Raw genomic sequence first — 25467 nt, 5'->3', positions numbered from 1 at the left:
GGGGAGCAGACCATATGATGATCCGCCGAAGCTTTCTTCTCGCCGGCGCCGCGCTGGCGATCGCCGCCACCATTCCGGCGGCCGAGGCACGCGACCAATGGACCAAGGCGCAGGCCAATGGCTGGTATGCCCAGCAGCCCTGGATGGTAGGCGCGAACTTCACGCCCGCGACCGCGATCAACCAGCTCGAGATGTTCCAGGCCGAGACCTGGGATCCCAAGCGCATCGACCTCGAACTCGGCTGGGCCGAGAAGATCGGCATGAACGTGATGCGGGTGAACCTGCACCATTTGCTCTGGGAAACCGACGCGCCGGGCCTCAAGCGCCGCATGGACGCGTTCATGACGATCGCGGCGAAGCACCACATCAAGACGCTGTGGATCTTCTTCGACAGCTGCTGGGATCCCGATCCCCATGCCGGCCCGCAGCACCCGCCGATCCCGGGCGTCCACAATTCCGGCTCGGCCCAGTCCCCCGGCGCCGCGCGGCTCAAGGATGCGGCGCAATACGTCAAGCTCGAAGCCTATGTGAAGGACATCGTCACCACCTTCGCCAAGGACGAGCGCGTGCTCGGCTGGGACGTGTGGAACGAGCCCAACAATGGCGGCGGCGGCAATTATGCGCCGACGCCGGACAAGAACAAATATGTGGCCCTGCTGCTGCCGCGCATGTTCGCCGCGGCGCGGTCGGCCGATCCGATCCAGCCGCTCACCTCGGGCGTGTGGATCGGCGACCATTGGGACGACCAGAGCAAGTTGGACGCGGTCGAGAAGATCCAGATCGCCCAGTCCGACGTGCTGAGCTTCCACGATTATAGCTGGCCCGAGACGTTCGAGCGCCGCGCCAACCAGATGCTCGGCTATGGCCGCCCGGTGCTGTGCACCGAATATATGGCGCGCGGCAACGGATCGACCTTCGACGGCACGCTGCCGATCGGCAAGCGCCTCAACATCGCCATGTTCAACTGGGGCTTTGTCGACGGCAAGTCGCAGACCCGGCTGCCCTGGGACAGCTGGAAGAAGCCCTATACCTATGAGGAGCCGACCATCTGGTTCCACGAGGTCTTCCACGGCGACGGCAAGCCCTATCGCCAGGCCGAGGTCGACCTGATCCAGCGCCTGTCCGCCGCGCCCAAGGGCGTGGTGCCGGCTGCCCGCTGAGCGATGCCCGCCGGGGCCGGTCGTCAGCGGGCGACCGGCCATCCGTCCCGCGTAAAGTCCAGCCGCTGGATCCGCAGCGTGGGCGTGCCGCCGCGCTGCGTATCATAGGCGTGGTAGACGATGAAATCGCCGTCGCGGCGCTGCAGGATCGAGGCGCTACCGCGCCCGACGAAGCGGGTCTCTTGTCCGTTGCCGAGGGAGCATCGCGCGGGCTCATGCACCCCGGCGACCGCGCCCTCCACCTCCAGCGCCGCAGGCCGCGGTCCGCTGGCTGCGGCTCCACCCGGCTGCGAGCAGCGCCAGCGCGAGCGAAGCCGAACGCTTCAAGCCGAGACAGCGGGCCGTTGGCGACCGGCGCGCCGCAATCGGGCGCGCCGTCAGCGCAGTAGCCGAAAGACTGCGTGCGGGTGTGCCGGTTGGGTCGAACAGCGGATCGCCCTGGATCTCGGCATAGTCCCGCGCATGGTAGACCAGCACGTCGCGGCCGCGCTCGTCGGCGGTGAAGCTGTTGTGCCCCGGCCGGAAGATCTTGTGCGCGGCCCGGGTGTGGAACACCGGTACCGACGATTTCGACCGGCTGGTCGCATCCATCAGGTCCGCATCGGCGCGGGCGGTGAGCATGCCCAGGCAATAGCGGGCGTCGGTCGCGCTCGCCGCATAGGTCAGACTGTTCCGTATATTGGTTCGACAAATGGTGCTCGTCGTCAAATCATAGCCCGCTATGACCCGGACTAAACGCTTGCCTGGCACGTCGTGAAAGGCAGTTAGCGAGGTAAGCCGTCGCTCCCGCGAGGGATCCAAACGTCGCATGCTGGTCGAGAGCGGCCCGGCGGCATTCGGGCGAGTATCCGCGCCTTCAGGGCCGCGATAGGGCCGGCAAAGCTTCTGCCGCTCGCGCAATGTTCGACCGCAATGCCGTCAATTGGCGTAGGTTCTCTTGAACCTCGACCCCTTCGATCAAGGGATTGTGATCGCCGGGGCGCTCACCTTGGCCATCGAGCACGGCGAACCAGCTCGCGTCGCGGAACAGCTCGTCGCTAGACAAGACGATGCGGCCCGAGTGTCGGAAGTGGGCGAGACGTTCGGTGAGCGTCTCGGGGATCGCCATCGCCTGCCGCTCGCGCCACATCGGTTCCTCCCGCCCCGCCGTGGCATGATAATGGAAGATCAGGAAATCGCGGATGTCGAGCATCTCCTGCCCGAAAATCCGGTTGAATTGCCGCGCCAGCAGCGGCGAACAGTCAGCCGCCGGAAAGAGCGACAACAGCTTGGCGATGCCGCTCTGGATCAGATGGATGCTGGTTGATTCGAGCGGCTCGAGGAACCCACTCGACAGGCCGATCGCCACCACATTGGCACGCCATGACTCACGCCGCATCCCTGGCGTGAAACGGATCAGGCGCGGATCGGCAAGCGGCGGTCCCTCCATCGCGGCCAGCAGCGAGGCGCGCGCCGCCGCCTCGTCCTGAAAGCCGCTGGCGAAGACATAGCCATTGCCGACCCGGTGCTGGAGCGGGATGCGCCAGCGCCACCCCGCCTCGGCCGCCGTCGCGCGGGTGAACGGGGTAAGGGGCTTCTCCGCTGCGCTCGGCGCCGCCCAGGCGCAGTCGCAGGGCAGCCAGTGCGACCAGTCGTCATAGCCGACGCCGAGCGCCTGCCCGATCAGCAAGCCGCGCAGCCCCGAACAGTCAACGAAGAGATCGCCTTCGATGACGCGGCCGTCGTCCAGCATCAGCGACCGGACAAAGCCGCTTTCTCCGTGCTGCTGGACCGAGCCGACCACCCCCTCGATCCGGGTCACGCCTGCCCGCTCGGCCAGCCCGCGCAGGTAGCGCGCGTAGAGGCCCGCGTCGAAATGATAAGCGTAGCCCAAGGTCGACAAGAGCGACCGGCGATCGGGCACCGGCCGCGCAAACCGGCCCAACCACGCCGCCTGCGCGGTGAGCGAATAGGCCTCGGTGGGCGCGGTATCGCCCGCGGCACGTCCTCGGATCAGGCGGTGGAGGAACATCGTGCCGTCGCCGGGCGGCCCGAACGTGCCGAAGGGGTGGAAGTATCGGCTCCCCTCGCCGTTCCAGCCGACGAATTCGATGCCGAGCTTCACCGTCGCCTTGGTTTCGGCCAGGAACTGGCGCTCGTCCAGCCCGATGATCTGGTTGAACCAGTGAATGGTTGGGATGGTAGCCTCCCCCACGCCGATCGTGCCGATCGCGTCGGACTCGACCAAGGTGATGGCGACGTCTTGCCCGGCCAGTGCGCGTGACAAGGCGGCGGCGCTCATCCAACCCGCCGTTCCCCCGCCCAGAATCACGATCCGGCGAATGCGTTTGTCCATCATGGCCTCCGTTTAGCCGCTCGGGAACATCAACGGCCAGTACAGGCTATCGTCGGGCCCGCAGGTCGGTGAAGCGCGAGGTAGACGGTGCTCCAGAGCTGTGCCGCATTGGATTCGTCGACATCCGCTCCCGCCGCGCCGAAGGGCACGACCTGATACCCATCATCGGCGTACCGCCAGGACCAGAGTTCGGAACTCTGCACGCTGCGCGTCTTCTCGATCCCGTCCCACAGGCAGGACTGCGCCCGGGCGACCTGGTGGCGGACGTCGGCGGGCAAATCCTTGCGTTCGAGCTGCCGCGCCAGCCCGGCGGCGACGAGTGCCTGCTGCCAGCTCCAGATCACCGTGCCGTGATAGGCATTGGGCGAGAATTTCCGTTGTATGCCCGCGTCGGCAAAAGCCGGATTGGCCACCAGCATGCCTGCGTCCGTGCGCAGTCCTGCCGGGAACGCATCGATGAGGCTGGTCGTCATGACCCCCAGCGCCGCTGCGGAAGGCTTTTCGAACAACAGCGCGAAGCCGGGATCGCTGTTCTGCACGGGAATAGGCCGCCCCTGCGCATCCAGCGCGATGGCAGGGAAGCGGACCGGCTGGGCACCGATAGAGGCCAGCGCAGGTGCGTCCGGCACGCCCAGCGTGCGCGCATAGTCGCTGATGGCGCGCCGTGCGGATGCGGCCTGTACGGTCACGTCGAACAAGGGGGGCGCCTTGGCACGCCAGGTATCGGCGATTGCACGGGCTTGCGCGAAGACCGCCGTGTCATCCGCGGCAAGATAGGGGCGAAGCAGCCCGCTCGCCTCCAACGCCGCTGCAGCCTCAAGCGCGGCGGGGACGAGCACGGCGTTCACGTCGTAGGGCAGACGCCCGCCCGCCAAGCCGTCATTGCTGTCGCGCCACTCACCTGCATCCATACCGGGCTTGAGCGCGACCAGATGCGCAGCAATGGGATCGCGCGCAAAGGGCGCCGCCTGTTGCAGCACGAAACGCAGGTTGCGGACAATCCGCGCGCCCATGGTCTCGCTGTCGATGCGCTGCGCCAGAAAGGCCTGCGCCCGCGCACGGCCGCGCGGATCGTCCAGCAGCCACGCCTGCGTGACCGGTGCCAGCATATAGTCGCTGTCGACCATGTTGTAGTTGTAGACCGGCTCGTCGGACAGGGTGCCGTCGGTGCGTTGATGATCAAGGATGGCGAACTCGCCGATATCCTCCTCATGCGCCACCTCCCCGCGTGGCGATAGGCGCGCCAACACCGATGCCAACCCCGTCTCCACCGCCGCGGGCTGGAGCGCAGGCATCAGCAGCCGGACAGACATCAGGGTGTCGCGCCCGAAATAGGTGTCGAACCGCCAGGATCCTGCCAGATACTTCTCGGCGTAGCTGAGGAAGGTGAGCGCATTGCGCGCACCCGAATCGACTTGCGCCTTGGCGTTGAGGAGGTCGCTACCGCCGCGCGGCGAGAGCGGCGTCTCGCCCGTCACCGCCGTCACCGCGAGGCGTATCTTCCCGTCCTGACCGGCGAGAATGGTGCCGCCGGCAATGCGGCCGCCGATGACGTTCATCGCAAGATCATAGCCGGCCGCGCCATCGAGCCGATCGCGTGACCACCGGATGCCATCACCTGTCGTCCGAGGTGCGGTCAGCACCGCGGCGGGCGCCTTGCCCAGCGCCTGGTAATCGCGGATGACGCGGATACTCGACAGCACCGCCTGGTGCGGGACCAGGCGTTCGGCGTCGATCGTCGCGACGAAGCGGACGCCGTGAAGCGGCCGACCCTTGGCGTCGCGCAGCGTGATCGGGCGGGGGGAGCCCTCGATACGCCATTCGGCATCTTTCGCGAGCGGCTCGAACCACAGCGCCGTGCCGCTGTTGCCAGCCGGAAAAGCGACGAGCAGTCGGGGCTGCCGCCCCGACCGCAGCACGACATGTGCCGCGACCGGGCCGGCACGCGTGAAGCTGTTGAGATTCAGCCCCTCGCGCATCGCATATTGCTCGACCTGCGTGGCGCCGAAGGCGGCACCGGTCAGCAGCAACGCCGCCACCAGCCCCAGCGACGGTCGCAGTCCCGCCTTCAGCTTCACAGCTTGAGCGTCGCGCTGATCAGCGCGTTGCGCCCGACGATCGCGCGGCCGTAAAAATAGCCGTCGACGATCGACTGAGTTTGGCCCTGGCGTGGGTTGCCCTCGGTAAAGCCCTTCACGTTCGTCAGGTTGTCGACGCTAACCGACAGGTTCAGGCGCGGCGTGACGTCCAGGCTCGCCCCGATTGAGAACACGCCATAATCGGGTAGCGCGATGCCATTGCCGCTATCAGCGAAGATCTTGCCGACATATTTGTAGCGGCCATAGATCTCGCCCAAGCCGCCCGGCAGTATGAAAGACGGCGTGACGGTCAGCAGCTTCTTGGGCGTGCGCTCGGGCGTGTTGCCGTCATATTGCGGTTGCGCGACGCCGTCGAAGCGCAGATTGCCGAGCTTGGGCTCCTGGTACACGCCTTGCACGTTCAGGCTGAAGAACTGCACCGGCCGCAGCGTGGCATCGAGTTGCACGCCATTGGTGGTGTTGTCTGCCAGCGCGTTGCTCGCCTGCGCCGGGTTGGCCGGGTTGACGAACTGGTAGGACTGGTCGCGGAATTCGGTGCGGAAGCCGATGATCGAGGCGTTGAAGGCGGCCGCCTTGAACCGCACGCCGCCTTCATACAGCGTCAGTTCGGTCGGCTTGTGGGTCCCGCCGGTGTCCCCGCCGTTGGTCTGGAACCCGCGCGCACCCCGAACATAAAGCGCGACATGGTCGGTGAGTTCGTAGTTGAGGCCCCCGGTAAAGGCCCAATCCGAATAATTGGCACTCTGGGGCGTATAGGTGCCGTTGAACGTGCTGCCGACATTGTCATACAGACCGACCGTGCCCGCCGGCACCGGCGCGTTGACAGTCGCGGTATTGCCGATGTTGACCCGCACATGCTGGTGCTCGTAGCGCGCGCCGAAATCGACGTGCAGCCGCTCGCCGATGGTCAGCTCGTCGTTGAAATAGGCGGAGAGCGAGGTGACCTCGTCGTTGAACAGGCCCTGCCCCCAATTGCCGTAATTGACCATGCCGTTGTTGGTCAGCGATCCCAGCACGCCTCCTGCCGCATTCAGCGCAACCATGTCGTACACGTTGGAATCGTTGCGCACGTCGTTGAGGACGGTCGCCACCGCCGACTGATCGTTCCGCCGGCGAACATCGTAGACCATGCCGCCCACGGTAAGCGAATTGTCGAGGTTGCTGCCGCTCGCGTCCCATTTCACCCCGAAGTCGCTGCCGAAATCCTTGGTCGCGAGCGTCTGGTGGTTAAGGACGGTCTGCTGGAGCAGGCCGTTGCCGTTCAGGCCGTTCAGCGCCGCAGTGTTGGAGGCCGCGATCACCTGGCCCGTGCGGATGTTGCGCAGCCCATATTGGGCAACACCCGGGAAGCGCTGCGCCGCGACCTGGAAGTAGGTCTGCGACGATCCCTGGAGCGGCGTCAGCCCGGCGAGCGGCGAGAGGGCGGGCGTCAGATAGTTGAGCGCGGGGGTCAGCCCCGCGGTGCCCGATCCGCTGCCGGGAAAGATGCCGTTGAAGTCATAGGAGCCGTCCAGATAGCGCGCCCGGGCAAACAGGCGCACGCTGGGGCTGACCGGCATTTCCAGGTCGACGCGGTAGGTGGTCGACTTGACGTGGACGCCGTCTGCGGAGCTGAATCGGCGCAGGCTGGTGCCGGTTGCAGGTGCGTCGGGGACCAGAAACTCGGTGAAGCCTCGCCCCCCGACATCGTCACGCTTCAGATCGAGCCCGGGCACGCTGCTGATCGTGCCATTGGGGGCGACGCGGAACGGCATGTCTGCATAATAGGGGAAATGCTTGTCGCCATTCTTGATGGTGAAGCGGAGCAAGCCGCCATTGGAGAATTTCTTCTCCAGCATCGCCTTCACGTCATAGGCGTTGAAGGTGAAGGGCGTGCGCCGCACTCCCTTTTGCGAGGTGACATAGCCGCCGACATTGAACGCCCAGCCATCAGCGATCGGTGCCGAGAAATAGCCGTCGGCACGCAGATCGCCATAGGTCGCACCGGTGAAGCGCACCATTGCGGTCGCCTGGTCGTGATTAGGCTTCATCGAGATGAAGTTGATCGTTGCCCCGGCGCCATTGGGAGCGAGTACGCCCGAGGTGCCGCCTTCGACCGCTTCGAGGCGATTGATGGTGATGTCGTTCTGAAAGTAGAAGTCCGCACCGCCGCCGCCATAGAGGATCGGCATGCCGTCTTCCTCCAGCGTGATGAAGGTCTGACCGCCGCCACGCAGGCCGCGCACCGAATAATTGTTGGAGATAGGCCCGGCCGTACCCTCCACGAACACCCCGGGAACCAGTTCCAGCGTATCCGCCGTGGAGCGCGGCGCTTTCCGCTGCAGGTCGGCGGCACTGGCCAACGTGACGTTGGACGAGGAGTTGAACAGCGTGCGCTTGTCGGAGGTATTGCCGGTAACGATGATTTCGTTCTCTGGGCTGTCCTCGGCCTGCGCCTTCTCGGTCGCGGCAGCGCTTGTCTGTGCGCCGGTGTCCCGCGGCGCGCTATAGCCGGCAGTGCGCGCGGCAACTGGGCCCACCGCCGCAATCACCGCGGTGCGGCCATCGAACGAGACCAGCCGCAAGTGGCTGCGCGCGATCAGCCTGCGCAGACCTTCCTCGATGCTGAACTGGCCCTTCACCTCCGAAATGGTCTGACCGCTCGTCGCCTCGCCGGGCGCGATGATCTGAATGTTCGCCTGCTGCGCGAACCGCACCAGCCCGGCGGCGGCGGGCTGGTGCGGCACGTTGAAGTCGCGGACGGTCTGGGCGGCTACGGCAGGCGTGGCGAGCACGGCGGCGATCGCCACCAACGAAACGCTGCAAATCTGGCTGTGGCGCAAGGTACCTCTCCCTGGAATGTCGAACGCGCTTCGTATGGCGCTGATCCAAGGATGCGCGGCCCTGCCACTTCCGTCGGCGAGACGAAAATTTTTAGGGCAGTATCCGGGTGACCTCCCCTTCCCCCGGTCGCTCGGCCCGTTCGACGCGCCCGCCGACCATCGCGGCAGTGGAGGCGGCGAAACCATCCACATCGTCGATCCGGAACCAGCCGACCACGCGCCTGCCGACGAGCTGCGGCGCAACCTCCAGCCGGGTAACGTTATAGCGGTTAAACTCAGCCGCCGCCTCGCCCAGCGTCATGTTGTCGAGCACGATCCTTCGCTCGCGCCAGGCCAGTTGCTGATCGGATGCCTGAAGGCGCATCGCCCTCGTCGCAATTGCCTTGCCGGGCTGCAGCACCGCCCATTCGCCCGCAGCAACGCGCCGCGCCGGTTCGTCGCTGTCGACCGACCATATCTTCACCACGCCGGTCGTCACGACGACCCGCGCGGCTTCGCCCTCCCGTCGAACATCGAAGGCGGTACCGACGGCCTGTACACGATAGGGGCCGCTGGCGACAATGAACGGCCGTGCCTTGTTGTGCGCGACCTCGAACCACGCTTCGCCCTTGGTCATCTCGACATGACGCTCGGCCCGCGTGAACGACACGCGAAGCCTAGTCCGGCTATTGACGACAGCAACCGATCCGTCGGCCAATTGCATGCTGCGGATCTCCCCCACCCGCGTGTCGATCAACTCCCCGCGATTGACCCACAAGCCGACGCCCCAGGCAGCGACAAACACCGCCGCAACCGCACCGGCGCTCACCGTCCACCAGCGCCGGCGGCGGGGCTGAACCGGCAATGGTTCTTCCCAGTCGGGCAGCAGATGTCGCTGATCGAGCAGGCTCATCGCTGCCTTGGTCCGCAGCAGCGCGCCGCGATGCCGCCGATCCTCCGCCAACCAGGCCGCGAGCTCGGCCTCTTCCGCGTCGCTCAGCCCGCGATCGATCGCGGCGGCCCAGCGGCAGGCGATCTCATCGATCATCGCCGCCCTCCGGTTTCGCGCCGCTTGCCGTGCCCGGCCGCCCGCGCGGCGCGACGGCGGATCGGCAGCTCCGCCTTCTCCTCCTCGCTCAGTTGGTCAAGGATACGGAGCAGTCCACGCGCGACGTCATTCTCCACAGCGGTTTCCGGGATGCGCAGCCGCAAGGCGATGTCGCGTTGTGCCATGCCGTCGATCTTGCGGAGCCGGAATACCTGTCGCGCGCGATCGGGCAGCGCATCGATCAAACGCTCGATCCGGGCGATCATGTGCCGACCCGCGACGATCTCTTCGGGCGACTGGGCGGGATCGGGCGCGTTGTCCAGTTCCGCCAAGCCGCTGGCGGCGCCGATGCTGACCACACGCTCGCGCCGGATCTGCTCCAGCACGACATTGCGCGCGGCGCGAAAGAAATAGCTGCGCGGGTCGTCGATATGCTCGAACTGTTCGAGCCCGCTGATCCGGCAATAGGTTTCCTGTACCACGTCATCCACATCCACGGACGGAAACGCCGCACGCAGCCAGACCCGCAACTGCCGCTCGTGCGGCAGGATGTGGCGACCGACCCATACGACTAGCTGATCTGAACTCACAGGCTTCCCTCACCCCCTTAGATGCAGCAGCACCGCAGTTCCGTCGAGCAGCCTGTCGTATTTCGGTGCTGATCGTGATCCTGTCGCGCAGGCTTCTCGGCAAAAGCAAGGGCAAGGCGCTCCGGCAGCCGGCTCCAGGAAACTGACAGTTCGGCAAAGCGGCTCCAGCTGAAGCCTGCCTGCCAATATGCGATGTGCACCGCGCTGCATATGTCAAAGCTCTTCCCGCCTGAGGGGAAGCGTCGGTCCCGAGCAGAACGCCGGACGAGAGCAGAGCATCGGAATTGTGCGCGAGCAGGAAGACGGCTGACTTGCCCCCATTGGTCCCGCGGTCGTCGAAAGCCCCCCGGTTTTCTGAAGGTCCCCCGGTTTCTCATCCAGCCTGGGCGTGAGTATGCAACCCGATCAGATTCCACTGCCGGATGCCCAGCGACCGACGCAGATCATCAATGTCGTCTGCGACCTCGGCGGAAGTATAGCCGGCGAGATCGACCCCCGCAGCGACCAGCGCCGCACGTCAGCGTGCGGCTGCCGCCGTCTGTACGGCGGGCTGCGCGTTCCCAGCGCGAATAGCGTTTATCTCAGGGCTGCCGAGCGAAGGCCGGCCGAACTCGTTGCCCCGGCCTTCCAGAAGGACTTGGTCGCGTTTAGCGAGGAAGGGATTCCCTTTCTCGGTCGTGCGTCCGTCGATGCTGCTCAGACCCGCCTCCCATGGAGATAGGTGACCGGGTCAGGTGCGCAAGCGGTGGCCGTGCTGCTAAAGATCATCATCGGCAGACTGATCGTACGGCTTCGAGTCTTTCGCCCGCCCTCGCCTACAAGCAGCAGTTCGGCGACAACCAGCCAATGCTGCTCTAGCCGGACAGCTTGACCGCCTTCTCCGGCGACGCCGTCGCCCGCGCGCTCGCCCCTCGCGCACTAAACGATGAGCAGTGATGATGCAGTCCCGCCCATCTCCATAAGCTGCATTTATGCATTTTCATCAATCTTTTTGCCGTTGCCAGTCAGGCCACAGGTTGTGATTGGTAAGGCCAATAACAATACAGGAGAGGTTGATGCGCGCGATCGCGTTGCTGGCGGGCGCCAGCATGTTGGGTTATGGAGCAACGGCTTGGGCTCAGGATTCTGCCCCGGCAATGGGCTCCCAGACACCCTCGTCCGCAGCCCAGGATCATGGCGGCCTCGAAGAAATCATCGTCACCGCCCAGAAGCGCGAGCAGCGATTGCAGGACGTGCCGGTCGCGGTGACCGCACTGACCTCGGAGGCTCTGCAGAGCCGCGGCATCAACGACGTGGCCGCAGTCGCCAACGCCGTTCCCAGCCTTACCATCACCCAGAGCAACAGCCCCGCCAGCAATAGCATTAACATTCGCGGCATCGGTACCAGCGCCTTCAGCACCGGTGTTGAACCTGCCGTTGCGGAACGGTTGATACGGGGATCGGGCGCCGCTAACCATCGGTGGCGCTCGGAGCGGACGCCCGTCACTTTGAACGGTCGAAACTGGGGGCGTGTCGCTGCCACACGCCGTCCATCACACAGGCGGCAGGTTCGATCGAAAGCTGCCGCCCCACGCGCCTCCGGCGAATGGCTGTGGTTGGTCGGGAGCTGCCACCAACAGAGCGAACTACGTGGTCATTTCCCAGCCACAGCCAAAGCGACGGCTTTCTCTATGAGGTACCGGTAATCGCCATCACAGATCACTGCTGTCCGGCTGAAAGGCCGAATTAGAATAGTTTTGTAGCTTAACCCGCCTCGCCAGGCGGCCGAAGATGTGTTCGCCGCCTAGCGCGCTCAGGATGGGGCATCGATGATCGCCGGGCAAGGTGCCGTCGCCCATTGAATGCATGCTGTGCCCACTCACGCTCGGTCGCCCGCCCGGCGGGATTAGATTCGAAACTGCAATACCATCAGCTACGCTGGCCAATAGTGCATGAGCGAATGTAATGCGGCGATCCGTTCGGACGAGATGAAGATCCTCCGGGTGCAAAGCGAACACGGCGGAGCGGGCAATCTGGCCCCGCTCGATGCGCGACAACTGGGACGCCGACAAGCCACTGCGCCGGGCAAGTTCGGCTAGGGTCCAACGAAGCTCCCGGCGCCCTTGGCGCAGAGGATCGCACAAGTTCGCCCTCTGGTTCTCCTGCCAGGTATTGGGCGTTCTCGAACTCACGCCGGGATTTGGCCCTCGTGCTCCGACCTCAGTCCAATCTATCTCGAATGCACTCATGCTACGGTATACCGTCTCCGGGCCCGGCCACGGCCGTCCATTCTCCATCCTTGATAACGCGCCCCTGCTGATCCCGATATCGTTGGCAAAGATTTTAGGGGGAATCTCCTGTGCCCCGCTCCCCGCGCCGGTTAGGCTCGGATAATCGCGCAGAGATCATCGCGAAGGCAGCGGAAACCTTTTTGGCAGTCGCATTCGGCAGGGCGGCCGATGTTGTCTCATTCGGACGATCTAACAAATCGTGACGTTGGTGCACGGTTCAAAAGCGTTATCCCAAAACGGCTGCATGGCGGTTGTGCGTATCAGATGGGTGGAAGACGAGGAGACGCAGCAAGCACTGGCGGAGCTCGTTCGGCTGCTCAATCGAGAGGCATCGCGACGCCAGGACGAAAGACGCGGTATCCCGCACGCTCGAAAGTGTGAAACAATAAGCCATGCTGACAAACGCGCCTCGCCGCATCGCTCTTTAAGGCCGTCACTCTACGACCCTGCAGACCGCAACCTCTGGCGCGGATCAGGTCGCATCGTGCGCGAGCCTCGTCGCCTATCTCGGCGGCACCGTGGTAGGGACCTGGCTCGACCCCGAGGTGTCGGGGTATCGCCGCGACCGCGCGGGCCTGAAGAGCCTGCTCGCGGCGGTGCAAGCGGGTGAGATCGACACCATCGTCTGCGAGTCACTCGACCGGCTCGCACGCGACGCGGAAGATGTCGCGTGGTTGGGGAAGAAGCTGTCGTTCCATATGGTACAGCTCCACACCATCAGCGAAGGCCATGTCGACGAGATCAAATTCGCTGTTGCCGGCCTTCTCGGCGCGATCTTTCTCAAGCACTTGGTCGACAAGACCTTGCGCGGAATGCAAGCGGCTATCCTTGCGGGCAGAACGGCAGGCGGCCGCGTTTATGGCTACAAGCGGGTAGTCCGGCTTGGCGCAGACGGCGAGCGCATTCGCGGACTCATCGAGATCGACGAAGGACAGGCATCTGTCGTGCGGCAGATTTTTCAGTGGTTCGCCTCCGGGCTCTCTTCGATCCAGATTGCCAAGCGGCTGAACGAGAAAGGCGTGCCTGGTCCGCGCGGCGGCCAATGGAATGCGTCTACCATCCGGGGCGACCCGGCGAAGCTAGTCGGCATCCTCAACAACCCGCTCTATGTCGGCCGCTTGGTCTGGGGACGGCGTCACTGGCGGCGCCCCCCTGACAGCGAAAAGCGGGAACGCCGCTATCGCTTGCGGGACCAGCCCGAGTGGGTCGAGATTGCGGTTCCCGATCTCCGCATCGTCGATGATGCACTATTCGAGGCCGCTCAGGCGGAGATCAGAAAACGCAAAAGGGCGTCATCGGCAGCCTCCCCTGCCGGACGGAACCGCGCGAAGCACCTGCTTTCGGGTCTCATCCGATGCAGCCGTTGCGGGTCCAACTACACGATCAGCGGAAAGGACTATTATCGCTGTGCGGGGCAGAAGGAGCGCGGCACCTACGGGAACGAAATCTCGGTGCGCAAAGGCCCACTCGAGACGGCAACGCTGGCCATTCTCCAGGAACATCTGCTGACCAAAGACCATGCGCGGCTGTTCGCGGAAGAGTTCGAACGTGAAGCGCGTCGACTGGGGCAGCGGGAGGGCAGCCACCAGGACGCTGCCGAGGTGCGATTGAAGCAGCTCAAGACCGAACTCGCCAATCTCTACCAGAACCTGCTCGCGGGCCTGGCGAGCCCGGCACTGCGTTCGATGATCGCGGATAGAGAGGCGGAGAAATCGCGGCTGGAAAGCAGCTCCGGCGGATCTGCGCCTAAAGGGAATACGGCTCCAGCTGTTCTGCCGCCGAACGGCGAGCTGCGGAAACAGTTCCGCGCTAAGGTGGCGGAGCTGCGAGCGTCGCTCGATGACGATGCCACGCGACCGGAAGCTGCGGAGATTTTGTCCCGGCTCATCGAGAGCGTGACGATCTACCCCGACGAGCCGGAGTGGCCCGCAGGCGGAAGTGGTCGCGAAGATGGAGGATCTGGTGGCGTATGCCACAAACGACAACGCCGCCCGTGAGGGCGGCGTGTGGCGTTCTACAGCGGTGGTTGCGGGGGCAGGACCATCTAGGAGATCGCACACCTTATAACCACTTGACTTATAGAGGCATTTTTCATCCCAAAAGTTATTGTACCCCTGATGATACCCCAAGTTTTCGTGAATTCGATGTAGCGCCCGCGACGCGCGACGAGCTGCCACAGGTAAACATAACTAAGTCTTTCGTTCACCAAAATTTTTTCAAATGTAAGCGCAACGTGGAAATGGGACATCTCCGCTAAATAGAAACGGGACACCCTCCGTTTCGCGGCGGCTCGATGCCATGCAGTCCTCGGCAACGAGGATGTGCGCACGATGACGGTAATCGCGATGAGCGCTGCGGAAATCTCACGGTTTGAAACGCTGATGCGCGTTCAGCGCGGCGAGCTTCGGGTGGTCGATGCGGTCGCGCAGCTCGGGCTGCAGCGTAGCCAGGTGTACCGGCTGCTGGAGCGCTTGCGGGACGAAGGCGCCCCCGGTCTCGTGTCCCGCAAGCGCGGGCAGCCGAGCAACCGACGTTTCAGCGATGCCTACCGCGAGCAGATCCTCGGCATCGTCCGCGAGCGCTACGCTGATTTCGGCCCGACTCTGGCGGCCGAGTATCTCGCGGAGCGCCACGGCATCACGATTTCGCATGAGACGCTGCGGCAGCTGATGATCGGCGCCGGCCTGTGGAAAGCCAAGGCCACCAAGCGCGCCAGGCTCCACCAAACCCGCAACCGGCGCGAGCGCCGCGGCGAGCTCATCCAGGTCGACGGCTCGGACCATGACTGGTTCGAGGGTCGCGGCCCACGCTGCAGCCTGCTGGTCTATATCGACGATGCCACCAGCGAGCTGATGCACCTCGAGATGGCGGAAAGCGAGAGCGCCCTCTCCTACCTGCAGGCGACACGCACCTATCTCGAGCGGCACGGCAAGCCGATCGCCTTCTATTCGGATAAGCACAGCGCCTTTCGGAACAACCGCGCGACGGCCGACGGCGACGGCATGTCGCACCTGGGCCGTGCGCTCGACAAGCTGGGCGTCGAGATCATCTGTGCCAACTCCCCCCAGGCCAAGGGGCGGGTCGAGCGGGCCAACAGCACGCTCCAGAACCGCCTCGTCAAAGCGATGCGGCTCGAAGGCATCTCCTCCATCGAGGAAGCCAACTCCTTCCTCCCCTCTTACCTCTTGCGCCACAATGCTCATTTCGCCTGCCCACCTGCGGATCCTCGGGACGCCCATCGGCCGCTTGCCCCGCACGAGAATGTGGAAGCCGAGATGGTCTGGCGCGTCGAGCGCTCCGTCACCGGCGCTCTGGCGCTCCACTACAACAAGGCGATGTTCATCCTGGAGCCGACTCCGCTGGCGCGGACGCTGGCCCGGAAGCGCGTTCACGTATGCGAATTTCCCGACGGTCGCATTGAGGTGCGGCACGGCGAAGCGGTCCTCCCCTACCGCGTCTACGACAAGATGCAGCGGGTCAACCAGGCCGAGATCGTCGAGAACAAGCGGCTTGGAGCTGCCCTGGCCATGGCGCAGGCCTTGCAAAGCGCCAACCCGCACCACCGGCAGCGAAACAACAATGCGCCAGCTCGCAGCTCACAGTCGGTGGGAGTTTTCGCTACGCCGCGGGTGGGTCTGGATGATGGTCGTGTGGGGAACGAGGCCCCAAAGCGGCGGGGAAGACCGCCCCTCCCACGCGTCAAGCGTCAGCTGGACACCGCCGCCGGGGAAAAGCAAACTGTTTGCTGATGATGGAAAAGCTGCCGGTCCGCTCCCGCCCCAATAGCGGAAGCCGGGATAACAGGCTATTTCCACGGGATGCAATACGTCCTGATGATCGCCTCGCGGAAGCTAACCTTTCCGGATTTGGTAAGAAGCGCACCGGATATGCTGGTCCAACTGACTGACTCTGATCCAGACAACTTCGTGTTCGTCCGGATCCACCCATCTTTAAACGTTCGCATCGAACATATGGGTCGAGACCTGTCAGACTGGGCGGACGAGCCCCAGCATCTCGAGATGATCAGCGCACTGGGCGATGCGGCAGAGGTTTATGCGGTTCACTTCGTGCAAGCGCAGGCATTGCGTGAGGTCCTGTATCGCGTGGCTACAATTCCCAACCTTCTAATCGACGATGATTTCGACATGTTTGTCGATGGGGCAGAGTTCCGGCGGCTATGCGATGACAATCCCGGCACCAATGGCTGGTGGCTGGGGGGCGAACACGCCAATTGAGGCCTGTCCGCTAACCACCCAATCTCGGCCGTTCAGGCGAGCGGTCGTGTCAAAAGACGCCATTCGCTGCTCACCCTAGGGAAACGTCCGCTTTCAGCTCGAACCCTCCCGGCGACGGCCGAGATTGGGTGGAAAGCCGACATCCGAAAGAACATTTCCGCTGACCGCCTATGGCAACTTGCGCTCCCAGTCCTCACGCTGTTTATCCTGCTCTTCGAGCGGAGGAACGCCGCTCGCTCTGCGGACAGCGTCCGGAAGCAGATCCCTTCGGTAGGGCTCCTGCGTCCATTTTTGTTTGGGCGGATGCCTGAACTGGGTGCCGTAGATTTGCGGCTGCCCAATGTTTTGCAAATAGCGGTCGAGCGTCGCCGCAGCGATCCAAGTCGCCTCCCCCTTACCACGAGCAACCGCGACGACTGCTAGTGCATGGGCTTTAAGAAAATCGGTGGAGTCCTCGCCGTGCTGGAAGACGTAGGCAGCGTGATAAAAGTCATCACCGCTGTTCAATGCTCCCCGATCGAGCAGTATCTGGGTGCGCGCTTTTCTTTCCTTGTCCGCGCGATCCAAGGCCTCCCAGTCAATGTTGGCAGGGTTGTCGCGGGCAGCTTGGTCCGCTTTGAAGATAGCGGTCATTTCCGCGTTTGTGATTCGATCGGAGTTCTGTGCGGCACCTTTGGCCGAGACTGGGGCTATGCAGATTAGCGCCATCGCTAAGAATGAGACTTTCATCCGTTTCTCCATCACGGTGTGCGACATGCCGCGGCGGCGAGGATTTAGGAAGGACCTCTCACGAAATCGACTGTTCGAATGCCAACTGACTCCGGCTTTCCCGTGCAGCCCACGAGAAATGCAGCACGTCCGCTATTGGGCGGGAGCAGACCGACTGCTTTTCCATCCGAAACGGAACGGCAGCTCCTGGGTCAGGCGCGGCGCTGAGCGGCTGAAAATGGGTGGAAAGCGGACGTTGAGCGGTCCTCCGAGGCGCTACTTTCTCCGATCGCAAGTGCGCGTGCGAAAACCCCGCCAGTCGCCATTTCAACCCCGGAGGTTTAACTTTTCGGCACCGCCGCCCGCAGCGCGTTGTCGGGGTGGCGGCAATTTAGCTGCAATCCGCACATGTCCGCAAGTGGGCGGGAGCAGACCGGCTGCTTTTTCCTCCGAAGCGGACCGGCAGCTCCTGGCGCCTGCGGGGCGCTGAGCGGCTGAAATTGGGTGGTTAGCTGCCGTTCCCGTTGGTCCCGCAACTCACCCAAAATGTCGTGCTTCCGCCGGGCCCTGCGAACTGCATCACGCCCCAGAATGCCGCCTTACCAGTCCAGCGGTCTGCTGGCTGTTTGGGTGAGAATGTCACCATCTGATCGGTATCGAGTAGTATAGTGAGTAACTCGTAATCCGGATTCACCGTTCTCTTGTGCTGGTAGACTATTTTTCCGGAGACGTTCGGAACGATCTTCCCCTCGTAAATCCCCGACATGTCAAAAGAATTTTCTTTGAAGTCGAAGGTCCAGCGCGCCTTCGCCCCCACTTCCTTTTCCGGAGGGCGACATAGACCATCATCCGCGCAGCCCTGATAAATGGCATCAGTGCAAATCAATTTCGTCGGCCACTCCATCGCGGACGCCGGGCTGGGCATTAGAGCGCAGTAGAAACTGAGAAAACAAATGCCGTAGAGCGGTTTCATGGACCGATCATCGCACTCCGATCCAACGTCCGCAACTGGGCGCGAGCTGCCTGTCCGCTTTCTCCGCCGAAGCTGCCGTCGACGCCCTACGCGATAGCACGACCTGCATCGTTGAGGCGGTGTGACCGGGCCCACTGCGTGCGCAGCGGGTCCGGGGACAGGAGCCGGGAGTGTGGGGCATCAGCGGGGGCAGCGCTGCGCTATGAGGAGGGCTCCACGCAGCCCCCGCTGCCGGCGGCGTTGTGCCATTTCTATTTTGCTGCGGAATGTGCCTTTTCTAACTGGCGGCAACAAAAATTTTTTCAAATGTAAGCGCAACGTACAAATGGCACAGCTCAGCAAATTAGAAATGGCACAATCGTGCCTTCGCTGAGGCGATCGTGTCCATGGGCGCCCTCGACAATGAGGGTGTGCAGCGATGGCGGTGCTGGCGATGAGCGATACCGAGATCCACCGGTTCGACACCTTGATGCGGCTCGAGCGCGGCGAGCTTCGGCCGGCACGGGCTATGGAGCTGCTTGGACTGGAGCGCAGTCAACTATATCGGCTGCTCCGCCGGCTACGCGCGGACGGCGCTGCTGGCCTGGTATCGCGGAAGCGAGGCCGCCCCAGCAATCGGCGGTTCAGCGATGCCTTCCGCGAGGATGTCGTTGCCATCGTTCGCGAGCGATATGCCGATTTCGGCCCGACGCTCGCGGCCGAGTATCTCGCCGAGCGCCACGGCATCACGCTGTCGCACGAGACGCTGCGCCAGCTGATGATCGGCGCCGGCCTCTGGAAAGCCAAGGCTGCCAAGCGCGCCAGGCTCCACCAGACCCGCAACCGTCGCGAGCGCCGCGGCGAACTCATCCAGGTCGACGGCTCGGACCATGACTGGTTCGAGGGTCGCGGGCCACGCTGCAGCCTCCTGGTCTATATCGACGATGCCACCAGCGAACTGATGCACCTCGAGATGGCGGAGAGCGAGAGTGCCCTCTCCTACCTGCAGGCGACACGCACCTACCTCGAGCGGCACGGCAAGCCGATCGCTTTCTATTCGGACAAGCACAGCGCCTTTCGGAACAATCGCGCGACCGCCGACGGCGACGGCATGTCGCACCTTGGCCGCGCGCTCGACAGGCTCGGCGTCGAGATCATCTGCGCCAACTCGCCCCAAGCCAAGGGGCGAGTCGAGCGGGCCAACAGCACTCTCCAGAACCGCCTCGTCAAAGCGATGCGGCTCGAAGGCGTCTCCTCCATCGAAGAGGCCAACACCTTCCTCCCCTCTTACCTCTTGCGCCACAATGCTCAGTTCGCCTGCCCACCTGCGGATCCTCGTGACGCCCATCGGCCGCTTGCCCCGCACGAGAATGTGGGGGCCGAGATGGTCTGGCGCGTTGAGCGCTCCGTCACCGGCGCTCTGGCGCTCCACTACAACAAGGCGATGTTCATCCTGGAGCCGACGCCGCTGACGCGGACGCTCGCCCGCAAGCGCGTCCACGTTTGCGAATTTCCCGATGGGCGCATCGAGGTGCGGCACGGCGAGGTCGTCCTGCCCTACCGGGTCTACGACAAGATGCAGCGGGTCAACCAGGCCGAGATCGTCGAGAATAAGCGGCTTGGCGCGGCCCTTGCCATGGCGCAGGCCTTGCAGAGCGCCAACCCGCACCACCGGCAGCGGAACAACAATGCGCCAGCTCGCAGCTCACAGTCGGTGGGCGTTTTCGCTACGCCGCGCGTGGCTCTGGATGACGGTCGATTGGGGAACGAGCCCCCAAAGCGACGGGGAAGACCGCCCCTCCCCCGCGTTAAGCGTCAGCTGGACACCGCCGCCGGGGAAAAGCAGACTGTCCGCTGATGATGGAAAAACTGCCGGTCCGCTTCCGCCCAATCCAATTCGTTCAGCGTCGCATTTGCTGAACTCGACACCTGCCGTTTGTTCACCTTCGACGGCGAAACCTGGAATGACGATGCATAAGACGAAGTGGTCGTCCCGAAACGGCTTGCTAAACGACGATCTCTGGCGGGCAGCCTTGTTCTCACACCCGAAACCCGTCGCGGAATTCCTCTGCCAGATGATCAACGAAGCTCCTGACCTTCAGCGTGACATATCGACTGGTGGGGTAGACGGCATGGATCGCCAGATCTGCGGTCTCGCTGCCCGGCAGTAGCGATACCAACCTGCCGAAGGCGAGATCTTCGTCGAAGACGAAGCTAGGCCCGTAGGTGATGCCGAGGCCGGCGCGTGCGGCGGCGAGCAGCATCTTCATGTTGTTCGCCCGCATTCGAACGGGTCCGTCGATCCGGTGTCGCCCCCCATCGGAGGAAGCGATGGTCCAGTCGTCCCGGGACACCGCGTCGCTGAACACCAGCCGGGGCGCACGCCGCACCGCCTCGATGGTTGGTAGAAGCGCGTGCCGCTCGATACAGTCTGGTGACGCGCAGAAGACCATCTTACACGGTGCGAGACGACGCGCGACCAGATCGGAGTCGCGGAGCTGACCGATCCGGATCGCGACATCGATGCCTTCCGCCAGCAGATCGGCATACCGATCGTCTAGCATCACCTCGATCGACAGCTCGGGGTGCAGGGCCATATAGCGTCCGACGGCCCCGCTCAGGTGCATCTCGCCGAAGGTGACCGGCGCAGCGACACGGAGCACGCCGCGGACCGTCTCCCTCGCGTCCGAGGCTTCGCGTCGCGCATCTTCGTACGCTTCCAGTATCCGCTTGCTCCGATCGTAATAGGCGCGCCCGGCCTCGGTCAGCGCCAAGCTTCGGGTGGTTCGCTGCAGGAGGCGCACGCCAAGGTCGGCCTCGAGGGCCGCAATGTGCTTGCCTGCCATCGAGGCGGACAGTCCAAGGCGCCGCGCTGCAGCGATCAGGCTGCCCTCCTCCGCAGCGGCGACGAATACGCCCATGCTGGCAAGCCGATCCATCAGGCAACGATCCTATCCAATTGTTATTAGCTGATGATAGAAATTGATGGATTATAGAAGATTCAGATAGGCCATACATCGCTGAGGGCGGCAAGGCGCCGCAGCAACAAGATGAAGGCACATCCATGAAGGTCGCATCCAACGGCATCCACATCAACGTCGAGGTTCAGGGCGACGGCGAGCCGGCGCTGGTCTTTCTTCATTATTGGGGCGGCTCGGCTCGGACGTGGCGCCACGTCGCGGCAAAGCTCGCCCCCGCCTACCGCATCGTGGCGACAGACCATCGCGGATGGGGAGACTCCGATGCACCGCAAAGCCGATATGCGCTGGCAGATCTCGCCGCGGACGCGCTGGGCGTGATCGACGCCCTTGGCCTCAAGCGCTATGTCCTCATCGGACACTCGATGGGCGGCAAGGTGGCCCAGTGGATCGCGGCGCAGCGCCCGGACGCGCTGATCGGCCTCGTCCTCGTCGCACCCGCGCCGCCGACGCCGATCGTCTTGCCCGATCTCGCCCGAGAGATGATGGCGAGCGCCTATGATTCCCGCAGCAGCGTGGAGGCAACGATCGATCAGGTCCTCGCCGGAAGCCCGCTTTCTCCGGTAGATCGCGCCCAGGTGATTGCCGACAGCCTGCGCGGTGCGCCGCAGGCGAAGAAGGCTTGGCCTGGCGCGACGAGCCTGGAAGACATCACGGCGTTGGTACACCGGATCGACGTGCCGACCCTAGTTATCAGCGGTGCGCTTGATCGCATCGACACACCCGCGACGCTGGAGGCCGAATTGCTGCCGCGCATCCCACATGCGACGCTTCATATCTTGCCGAATGCGGGGCATCTGTCCCCGCTGGAAGCACCCGCGGCTCTCGCGACGCTGATTGCGGGCTTCGTCGATCACTTGCGTTGAGGCCCAGAGATTTGCCTCTGCGCTAACGGTAAGCGCCCGGTGGCGGCCGTCGGTCAAAAAATTGAGCGTCGGTTTCCGCCCAATCCACGTCGTTCAGCGTCGCATTTGTGGAAACCGAAACCTGCCGTTTGTTCATCTCCGGCGACGAAGCTTGGAATGGCGAGGCCTGGGACTTTGCTGCCATCCCCTAGCAGCTCGGTGAACGACTGTTATTGCCAGGAGCAGACGGCGTCGTCCGGACGGCGAGCCGCGAAGCCGGCACGGAACGGCTGGAAAGCGGCGAAGCAGCTTTCGGGTTGAATGGCGCGAAAGCCGCCGATCTCAAGAGCATGGGCAATGAGGGTAAACGCATGTGCAGGAGAATTGAGCCTCCGAGTGCGCCTCAAAGCCCCCTGCCAAAGCGGAGACGATCCGCAATGGCGGCCACCGTCAAAGCTCAGCCAGCAGCCCCGAAAGAGTGGGTCGCAGCCGCCGAAGCTCCGCACGGTGCTCTTCGGAAAGCGACTGCAGCTTGGCCTTCCCCACCTCGGTCAGGTCGAGCTCGGTTCGGCGGCGATCCTTCGCCGAAGGACGGCGCTGAATCAGCTCCAATCGTTCCAGCCTGTCTGCCAACCCGCTCACGCTATGGGGGCGAAGGAGGAGTCTCTCTGCGAGTTCTCCAACCGTCATACCGCGCTCAGCGCGGATCGCAAGGAGTGCCTGATGTTGCTGGGGGGTGAGTCCAGCTGCCTCGGCTGCTTGCTCACTGAAGTGCGTGAACTCGCGCAAGGCACGGCGGAAACCGGCCAACGTCTGGAAGTCTGTGTCACTAAGTTCCTCGGTTTTCACATGCGCTCCATCAGCTTGTTGAAATGTATCGCAGTGCGATATACCTGTCAGTCGCTTCTACGCCAGCAGGAACCTCCCTTGTCATCTCCCCTTCCGTCTCATGTAGCTCCAGGCCCGCGCCTTGCCGACCATAGCGCCGATCAGCGCATGCTCCTCCTTGCCGCTATGGCCGTCGTTGTCGGCAGCGGCGGGGCCGCGGCGGCATGGTTGCTGCTCAAGCTGATCGCGCTGGTCGCCAACCTTGCTTGGTTCGGGCGCGTCTCGACTTCCGCTGCAAATATCGCCGACGCTGCATCCAGTCCCATGGTTATCATCATTCCGGTCATTGGAAGCATCGTGATCGGACTGATGGCGCGGTTCGGGTCAGAAAAAATCAGAGGCCACGGCATCCCCGAAGCGATTGAAGCGATCCTATTCGGTCAAAGCCGGCTTTCCGCCAAAGTTGCGGTGCTCAAGCCCTTATCCTCTGCGATATCCATCGGCAGCGGAGGCCCCTTTGGCGCTGAGGGTCCCATCATCATGACCGGCGGCGCTATCGGGTCCTTGTTCGCGCAGTGCTTTCATTTGAGCGCTGCGGAACGCAAGACGCTCCTGGTTGCCGGCGCTGCATCGGGGATGACGGCAATTTTCGGAACCCCCCTCGCAGCGATCTTGCTGGCAGTCGAGGTGCTGCTATTCGAGTGGAAGCCTCGCAGCTTGGTCCCCGTCATTGCGGCTGCGCTTACCGCATTAGGCTGGCGGCCCCTGCTGATCGGGGTCGGCCCGCTGTTCCCGTTTACCGGCCACGTCGCGACCGGCGCTTTGCCGCTCGTCGCTGCGGCTGGTCTTGGCGTCACCGGCGGGATGTTAGCTGCGGTGCTGTCTAGCACGCTGTATCGGATTGAAGACCTGTTCCATCGCCTGCCGATCCACTGGATGTGGTGGCCAGCCATCGGAGCCGTTGTCGTCGGGTTCGGTGGCCTGGCCGACCCAAGGGTTCTCGGTGCTGGCTACAACAACATTCAGGATTTGCTGAACGGCCCTACGGTTGGGCAGGCCCTCGTCCTGCTGTTGGTAGCCAAGGCCTGTGTGTGGCTGGTCGCACTTGGATCGGGCACCTCAGGGGGTGTGCTGGCGCCACTGCTGATCCTCGGTGGAGCTCTAGGGGCGCTGGTTGGAACTTTGCTCCCAGGCGACACGGGCTATTGGGCGCTACTCGGGATGGCAGCGGTAATGAGCGCAGCCATGCGTGCACCACTGACGGGAGCTGTATTTGCCATAGAGCTAACGGGGCGGCTCGACGCCCTCCCCGGCACCGTAGCCGCCGCAGCGGCGAGCTACGCGGTTGCGGTGTTAGTTCTCCGTCGCTCCATTCTCACCGAGAAGATCTCGCGGCGGGGTCGCCACATCCTCCAGGAGTATGCCGTAGACCCGCTAGCCATCACCCAGGTGGGGCAGATCATGACCCAGGACCCGGAGACACTGCCCGCGGAGATGCTGGCGAGCGCGGTTTCGGAATTCTTCGCGAGTGACGCCCGTCACCGGAGCTACCCCGTAATCGACAACAATGCTCAGGCTGTCGGCATGGTCTCTCGCTCCGATGCTTTGCGGTGGCAGCTGACCGAGCCTGACGGTAGGTCTACCTTGGGTGAGCTCTTGTCGGACCGATCGCTCCCATTGGCTTACCCCGAGACGCCATGCTCGACAGTGGCCGAGCTGATGGTAGCAGAGGATACCGGTCGCGTGCCGGTAGTGGACCGGCAGAGTGGTCGGTTGGTCGGCATTGTCGCACGTCGGGATCTGCTTCAGGTGCGGGCCGAACAGCGGCGCGACGAGCATGAACGAGCTCGCTTCGTGCAGCGGACCCGGCGAGTGGACGCAAGCGTATGAACTGGCTCCGTAGCTTTCTCCCGGAGCAGGTGCCCACCACCTACGCAGAACGGCTGCGGGCGAGCGTTGGAGCGTTCCTTGGGATCGCTGTGACCGGCATCCTCTCCACCGCTTGGTACGGCCACTCTACCGCGGCCCCGTTGCTGATCGCGCCCATGGGCGCATCCGCGGTGCTGCTGTTCGGTGTGCCAGCGAGCCCCCTTGCCCAACCATGGTCGATCTTAGGCGGCAACCTCGTTGCCGCGCTCGTCGGTGTCGCCGCTGCGAGAGAAATTGGATCGCCGCTCGCGGCCGCCGCGGTAGCGGTTGCAGGAGCGTTCGCGGTTATGTCACTGCTCCGCTGCATTCACCCGCCCAGCGGCGCGGTGGCGCTAACTGCTGTCCTGGGAGGGTCGCATGTGACGGCCGCCGGCTATAGCTTCGTCCTCCTCCCGGTTCTTGTGAATTCCGCGGTACTCGTGGTCGCAGCGCTGGCCTTCAACAACTTGACCAAGCGCTCCTATCCTCACCGCCCACACGCGCCCATTCATCCTCATCCTCCAATCAGCCGCCTTCGGCTGACGAGCGAAGACATCGAGGATGCGCTCACGGACTATGGTGAGGCTCTCGATATCAGCAGGGATGACCTCCACAAGCTATTTCACGAATTGCTCGGTCGCGCACAGCGCCGCGCGATCGCGGAGTTGTTCGAGCCGTGAGGCAGCTCCGAACAGAGCGGAGGTAGAGAG

21 protein-coding genes and 1 pseudogene are annotated in these 25467 nt (G+C 63.9%); 10 read left to right on the top strand and 12 right to left on the bottom strand.

From position 1 onward, the window contains the following. Positions 1 to 17 precede the first annotated feature (17 nt). Complete coding sequence (locus tag ACTJKY_RS16220; RefSeq protein ID WP_440847298.1) at positions 18 to 1160, top strand: cellulase family glycosylhydrolase; 1143 nt, start codon at positions 18 to 20, stop codon at positions 1158 to 1160. 23 nt (positions 1161 to 1183) lie between these two features. On the opposite strand, the gene ACTJKY_RS16215 is transcribed toward ACTJKY_RS16220, so the two are convergent. The 7 genes from ACTJKY_RS16215 to ACTJKY_RS16185 all read right to left on the bottom strand — a co-directional run bounded on the left by ACTJKY_RS16215 (position 1184) and on the right by ACTJKY_RS16185 (position 9973). Beyond that, complete coding sequence (locus ACTJKY_RS16215; RefSeq protein ID WP_440847150.1) at positions 1184 to 1381, bottom strand: hypothetical protein; 198 nt, start codon at positions 1379 to 1381, stop codon at positions 1184 to 1186. Then, positions 1374 to 1868 carry a family 43 glycosylhydrolase gene (locus tag ACTJKY_RS16210; protein ID WP_440847149.1) on the bottom strand — a complete coding sequence of 165 codons (495 nt, stop codon included), beginning with the start codon at positions 1866 to 1868 and terminating at the stop codon, positions 1374 to 1376. Before ACTJKY_RS16210 ends, ACTJKY_RS16215 begins: the two co-directional genes overlap by 8 nt. Positions 1869 to 2016: 148 nt before the next feature. Beyond that, positions 2017 to 3498: a tryptophan halogenase family protein gene (locus ACTJKY_RS16205; protein WP_440847148.1), complete on the bottom strand. Its 1482-nt coding sequence runs from the start codon at positions 3496 to 3498 to the stop codon at positions 2017 to 2019. A gap of 26 nt (positions 3499 to 3524) precedes the next feature. After that, positions 3525 to 5573 carry a hypothetical protein gene (locus tag ACTJKY_RS16200; RefSeq protein ID WP_440847147.1) on the bottom strand — a complete coding sequence of 683 codons (2049 nt, stop codon included), beginning with the start codon at positions 5571 to 5573 and terminating at the stop codon, positions 3525 to 3527. Continuing rightward, positions 5570 to 8383 carry a TonB-dependent receptor domain-containing protein gene (locus ACTJKY_RS16195; RefSeq protein WP_440847146.1) on the bottom strand — a complete coding sequence of 938 codons (2814 nt, stop codon included), beginning with the start codon at positions 8381 to 8383 and terminating at the stop codon, positions 5570 to 5572. Before ACTJKY_RS16195 ends, ACTJKY_RS16200 begins: the two co-directional genes overlap by 4 nt. A 124-nt stretch (positions 8384 to 8507) precedes the next feature. Next, positions 8508 to 9443 carry a FecR family protein gene (locus ACTJKY_RS16190; RefSeq protein WP_440847145.1) on the bottom strand — a complete coding sequence of 312 codons (936 nt, stop codon included), beginning with the start codon at positions 9441 to 9443 and terminating at the stop codon, positions 8508 to 8510. After that, positions 9440 to 9973, bottom strand: a complete 534-nt coding sequence (locus ACTJKY_RS16185; RefSeq protein WP_440847144.1) for an RNA polymerase sigma factor — start codon at positions 9971 to 9973, stop codon at positions 9440 to 9442. The genes ACTJKY_RS16190 and ACTJKY_RS16185 overlap by 4 nt, the downstream gene beginning before the upstream one ends. A 1115-nt stretch (positions 9974 to 11088) precedes the next feature. Here ACTJKY_RS16185 and ACTJKY_RS16180 point away from each other — a divergent pair. Next, a complete protein-coding gene (locus ACTJKY_RS16180; RefSeq protein WP_440847143.1) occupies positions 11089 to 11718 on the top strand; it encodes a TonB-dependent receptor plug domain-containing protein in 630 nt (209 codons plus the stop codon). Positions 11719 to 11724: 6 nt separating this feature from the next. Here the strand turns inward: ACTJKY_RS16180 and ACTJKY_RS16175 are convergent, their stop codons facing one another. After that, complete coding sequence (locus tag ACTJKY_RS16175) at positions 11725 to 12261, bottom strand: helix-turn-helix domain-containing protein (protein ID WP_440847142.1); 537 nt, start codon at positions 12259 to 12261, stop codon at positions 11725 to 11727. Positions 12262 to 12746: 485 nt separating this feature from the next. Between ACTJKY_RS16175 and ACTJKY_RS16170 the strand changes: the two are divergent. The 4 genes and pseudogenes from ACTJKY_RS16170 to ACTJKY_RS16155 form a co-directional block, all read left to right on the top strand. Further along, positions 12747 to 13130, top strand: a pseudogene (locus ACTJKY_RS16170) (recombinase family protein); the annotation flags it as partial. Next, positions 13116 to 14300 (top strand): recombinase family protein, encoded by a 1185-nt coding sequence (locus ACTJKY_RS16165; RefSeq protein WP_440847297.1) that lies wholly within the window; start codon positions 13116 to 13118, stop codon positions 14298 to 14300. The pseudogene ACTJKY_RS16170 and the gene ACTJKY_RS16165, both read left to right, overlap by 15 nt. Before the next feature lie 333 nt (positions 14301 to 14633). Further along, positions 14634 to 16052 (top strand): ISNCY family transposase, encoded by a 1419-nt coding sequence (locus ACTJKY_RS16160; protein WP_440847141.1) that lies wholly within the window; start codon positions 14634 to 14636, stop codon positions 16050 to 16052. Between the two features lie 69 nt (positions 16053 to 16121). Continuing rightward, entirely contained in the window at positions 16122 to 16538 is a 417-nt protein-coding gene (locus ACTJKY_RS16155) for a hypothetical protein (RefSeq protein ID WP_440847140.1), read from the top strand. A 168-nt stretch (positions 16539 to 16706) separates the two neighbouring features. Here ACTJKY_RS16155 and ACTJKY_RS16150 read toward each other — a convergent pair whose 3' ends face one another. After that, positions 16707 to 17294 (bottom strand): hypothetical protein, encoded by a 588-nt coding sequence (locus ACTJKY_RS16150; protein WP_440847139.1) that lies wholly within the window; start codon positions 17292 to 17294, stop codon positions 16707 to 16709. A 460-nt stretch (positions 17295 to 17754) separates the two neighbouring features. Then, positions 17755 to 18219: a hypothetical protein gene (locus ACTJKY_RS16145; protein WP_440847138.1), complete on the bottom strand. Its 465-nt coding sequence runs from the start codon at positions 18217 to 18219 to the stop codon at positions 17755 to 17757. A gap of 418 nt (positions 18220 to 18637) precedes the next feature. Between ACTJKY_RS16145 and ACTJKY_RS16140 the strand changes: the two genes are divergently transcribed. Beyond that, the gene (locus tag ACTJKY_RS16140; RefSeq protein WP_440847137.1) at positions 18638 to 20056 is read left to right on the top strand and encodes an ISNCY family transposase; all 1419 of its coding nucleotides are present in this window, start codon (positions 18638 to 18640) and stop codon (positions 20054 to 20056) included. A 181-nt stretch (positions 20057 to 20237) separates the two neighbouring features. Here ACTJKY_RS16140 and ACTJKY_RS16135 read toward each other — a convergent pair whose 3' ends face one another. Next, on the bottom strand, positions 20238 to 21137 hold the full coding sequence (locus ACTJKY_RS16135; protein ID WP_064311775.1) for a LysR family transcriptional regulator: 900 nt from the start codon (positions 21135 to 21137) through the stop codon (positions 20238 to 20240). A gap of 125 nt (positions 21138 to 21262) precedes the next feature. Between ACTJKY_RS16135 and ACTJKY_RS16130 the strand changes: the two genes are divergently transcribed. Beyond that, positions 21263 to 22042, top strand: coding sequence for an alpha/beta fold hydrolase (locus ACTJKY_RS16130; protein ID WP_313534786.1), 780 nt, complete (start codon positions 21263 to 21265; stop codon positions 22040 to 22042). Between the two features lie 429 nt (positions 22043 to 22471). Here the strand turns inward: ACTJKY_RS16130 and ACTJKY_RS16125 are convergent, their stop codons facing one another. Beyond that, positions 22472 to 22870, bottom strand: coding sequence for a MarR family winged helix-turn-helix transcriptional regulator (locus ACTJKY_RS16125; RefSeq protein WP_440847136.1), 399 nt, complete (start codon positions 22868 to 22870; stop codon positions 22472 to 22474). 147 nt (positions 22871 to 23017) lie between these two features. Between ACTJKY_RS16125 and ACTJKY_RS16120 the strand changes: the two genes are divergently transcribed. After that, positions 23018 to 24739: a chloride channel protein gene (locus ACTJKY_RS16120; protein WP_440847135.1), complete on the top strand. Its 1722-nt coding sequence runs from the start codon at positions 23018 to 23020 to the stop codon at positions 24737 to 24739. Beyond that, the gene (locus ACTJKY_RS16115) at positions 24736 to 25437 is read left to right on the top strand and encodes an HPP family protein (RefSeq protein ID WP_440847134.1); all 702 of its coding nucleotides are present in this window, start codon (positions 24736 to 24738) and stop codon (positions 25435 to 25437) included. Before ACTJKY_RS16120 ends, ACTJKY_RS16115 begins: the two co-directional genes overlap by 4 nt. Positions 25438 to 25467 lie beyond the last annotated feature (30 nt).

Origin of the sequence: Sphingomonas sp. 22176, assembly GCF_052045505.1 — a bacterium.
Taxonomy (GTDB): Bacteria; Pseudomonadota; Alphaproteobacteria; order Sphingomonadales; family Sphingomonadaceae; genus Sphingomonas.
The sequence above is the reverse complement of the archived record's forward strand: the minus strand, read 5'-3'. Positions and strand labels throughout refer to the sequence as shown.